Genomic DNA, 3,539 nt, shown 5'->3' on the forward strand with positions numbered 1-3,539 from the left:
AACCGCCAAACTGCATGCCATTCTCAGCCGCTCGCAGCCTTCCCCCACCAGTCCTGACGAACCCTGGCCGCAGCTCCGCGGATTAATGGCCGATCTCCTCGCATTCGACGCGGCTGTTGATCCGCCGCGTCGCCTAGTTGCGCACGAACCCAAAGCCGCGCTGCAAAATAGCTGAGCACGCCCGCCTGGGCTCAATCGTTGATTTTCACCGCGTCGGAGCCCCTCCGGCGCGAACCTCTGATTCTGTCAAAAACAAGAAGGAACCGCACATGAAACTGGGAAGATTGTTTCGGCCGCGTTTGCTGTCGGCGCTTTTGCTGTCCGTCTCGCTCGGCGCGTCGTTCATCGCGGCGCCGGCCCTGGCGCAAGAACGGGGCGAACTGCGCATCGCCACGTCCTACAAGCTGATGACGCTCGATCCGCACTACGCCAACCTCAACGAGAACACCTCGCTGCTCTCGCATATCTACGAGCGGCTTGTGTATCAGGATGAGAAGCTCGACCTGAAGCCTGGTCTTGCCACCTCCTGGCGGGCGCTCTCTGACAGCCAATGGGAGTTCAAGCTCCGCGACGGTGTCCGCTTTCATGACGGCTCGGTGTTTGACGCCGACGACGTTGTCTATTCGATCGAACGCATCCGGGATTTCCTGAAGCCCCCGAGCGGCGGCTTTCGTTCTTCCGTGAGCGGCATCAAGTCGATCTCTGCACCCGATCCGCTGACGGTGGTCATCGAGACGAACGGTGCCGTCCCTACGCTACCGCTCACTTTCTCCTCGATCTTCATGATGAACAAGCCAGCCGAAGGTTTTGAGACCACCGAAGCGCTCAATTCCGGTGCCGCACCCGTGGGAACGGGGCCATACAAGTTTGAGAGCTGGAGCTCCGGCGAGAGCTTGAGACTTGTGCGCAACGATGGCTACTGGGGCGGCAAGCCCGCCTGGCTGAAGGTCGGCTTCCGGGTGATCGAGAGCCCGGCCGCCCGGGTGGCAGCACTCAGCACCGGTGAGGTCGATGTCGCCGACGCCATTCCCGCCCGCGATGTCGAGGGCTTGAAGCAGCGCGGCGCGTGGATTGCCAGCGTCGGTGCCGCCCGCATCAACTTCGTCCAGTTCGATGTTGACCGGGACAGACTCCCCGGTGTTACCGACAAGTCGGGCGCGCCGATCGCCAACCCGTTCAAGAACCCGCTTGTCCGGCGTGCGCTGGCGCTGGCGACCGACCGCGGCATTCTCGTCGACAAGATCCTTGCCGGCTACGGCACGGCGGCGTCGCAGGTGTTTCCGACCGGACTTCCGGGCACGTCCGGCAAGCTCCTTCCCGAAGGGCCTGACTACGAACAGGCCAAGGCTCTGCTGGCCAAGGCCGGATATCCTGACGGCTTCAACCTCGTGCTTGCCGGGCCGGCTGGCCGTTATCCGGGTGACGCCGAGAGCCTGCAGGCGATCGCCCAGAGCTGGGCCCGCATCGGTGTTTCCGCCCAGCCGTCGGCAGCCCCGTTCTCGGTGTTCAATACCAAGCGTGCCGCTGGCGACTATGCGGTCTGGTATGGCGGAACCTCCGGCGAGGCGGTCGACATCATCCTGCGTGCGCTGCTTGCCTCGCCGGATAAGGAGCGCGGAACCGGCGCGCTGAACTTCGGCAAGTATCGCAATGCTGCTTTCGATACGAAGCTGGCCCAGGCCGAAAGCATCGCGGTCGGGCCGGAGCGCAATGCGGCCCTTGCTGAGGCGACGGAACTGGTGATGGCCGACCAGCCCATCATCCCGCTCTACCACTTCCACCACATCGTCGGTTACGGCCCGCGCATCGGCTCCTATGTCATGCACCCGCGCGGCTGGACGACGGCGATGCAGACCCTGGCTGCGACGGAGTAAGCGCTGATGGGCATGATCTCGGTTGTTTTTGGAAGGCTGTCCCAGGCCTTCCTGCTTCTCATCGCGATGTCGCTGATCGGCTTTATCGGCATCCACAGTGTTGGCAATCCGGTCTTCAACGTCGTCAACATCGAAACCGCAACGCCCGAGGACATTCAGGCGGCAACCATCGCGCTCGGTCTCGACCAGCCGATCTGGCGCCAGTACCTCGTCTTCATCGACAATGTCGTCAGCGGCAACTTCGGCACCTCCTACATCTACCATCAGCCGGCCTTCACGCTGGTGATGAGCAAACTGCCGGCGACGCTTGAATTGGCCTCGATCGCGATGCTGATCGCAGCCCCGCTTGGAGCCGGGCTTGGCCTTCTCGCCGGTCGGCGTATGGGCACGCTGTTCGACCGGACCCTGCTCAACGGCAGTGTCTCGGCGCTCAGCATCCCCTCCTTCTGGCTGGCAATGATGCTGATCCTCGTCGGCGCCATCCTCACCGGCTGGTTTCCCTCCGGTGGCAGAGGAGCAACAGTGCATGTCCTCGGTGAGGACTGGAGCTGGCTCACCGCCAACGGTCTGTGGCACCTGGTGCTGCCGGCGCTGGCGCTCGCGATTCCGAACATTGCGCTGATTGCCCGGCTGTCGCGCTCCGGCACGATCGAGGTCGAGAGCCAGGACTTCACTCGCTTCTGCCGCGCCAAGGGGCTGTCGTCACGACGGATCCTGATGCGCCACACGCTGCCGAACATCAGCGTGCCGATCGTGACGATCATCGGCCTGCAGTTCGGCGGCATGCTCGCCTTTGCCGTGGTGGTGGAGTCGATCTTCTCGTGGCCAGGCGTCGGCAAGCTGCTGATCGACTCCATCCAACTGCTCGACCGCCCGGTGGTGATGGCGACGCTCACCTTTATTGCCGTCGCCTTCGTCGTGCTCAACGCCCTCGTCGATCTTTTCTACGCCGTGCTCGATCCGCGCGTGCGCCTGTCTTCATAAGGGGGACCGTCATGAAAGCCCATATCCTGAGCACGCTTAAGAAGCGTCGACACGGACCGGTCATGACCGTGTCCAAAGTACTGCTCGTCAGCTACATCCTCGTTGCCATCGCCGCACCGCTGATCGCACCTCAGAACCCCTATGATCCGCTGCAGATCTTTGGCTGGGAGGCATCGTCTCCGCCCGGAACACTGGGTAGCGGTGGCTATCTCTATCTGCTTGGCACCGACGGGCTTGGCCGCGATATCGTCAGCACCATTCTCTACGGCCTGCGCATCAGCCTGGTCGTGTCGATCGTCAGTTCAGCTCTTGCCGCCCTGATCGGGCTGACCGCCGGTGTTAGTGCCGCCTACTTCGGCAAATGGGTCGATGTCTTCATCATGCGGCTCGTCGACCTGCAGCTCAGCCTGCCGACGATCCTGATTGCGCTGATTGCCATCGTCACGCTCGGTCCGGGCATCGACCGGATCATCCTGGCGCTGATCATCGCCCAATGGGCGACCTATGCGCGGATCGCTCGTGGCGTCGCGCTAAGCGAAGTCAAGAAGCCCTACATGGATGCGGCCCGGCTGATGCGGCTGCCGACCTCCCGGATCCTCTTCCGTCACCTGCTGCCCAACAGCATCGCGCCAGCGATCACTCTGATCCCGATCGAGGTCGGTCATGCCGTGGCGCTAGAGG

Annotated in this window: 3 protein-coding genes; all 3 read left to right on the plus strand. The window is 63.0% G+C overall.

The annotated features are described in order from the left end of the window. The first annotated feature begins 269 nt into the window (after positions 1-269). Positions 270-1,874 carry an ABC transporter substrate-binding protein gene (locus AB4Z53_RS35190; RefSeq protein WP_441600038.1) on the plus strand — a complete coding sequence of 535 codons (1,605 nt, stop codon included), beginning with the start codon at positions 270-272 and terminating at the stop codon, positions 1,872-1,874. 6 nt (positions 1,875-1,880) lie between these two features. After that, positions 1,881-2,858: an ABC transporter permease gene (locus tag AB4Z53_RS35195; protein WP_291163872.1), complete on the plus strand. Its 978-nt coding sequence runs from the start codon at positions 1,881-1,883 to the stop codon at positions 2,856-2,858. Between the two features lie 11 nt (positions 2,859-2,869). After that, the coding region (locus AB4Z53_RS35200; RefSeq protein ID WP_441600040.1) for an ABC transporter permease at positions 2,870-3,539 on the plus strand (670 nt) is incomplete at its 3' end.

Source organism: Ensifer sp. 2TAB8 (genome assembly GCF_052115125.1).
Classification (GTDB): Bacteria; Pseudomonadota; Alphaproteobacteria; order Rhizobiales; family Rhizobiaceae; genus Ensifer.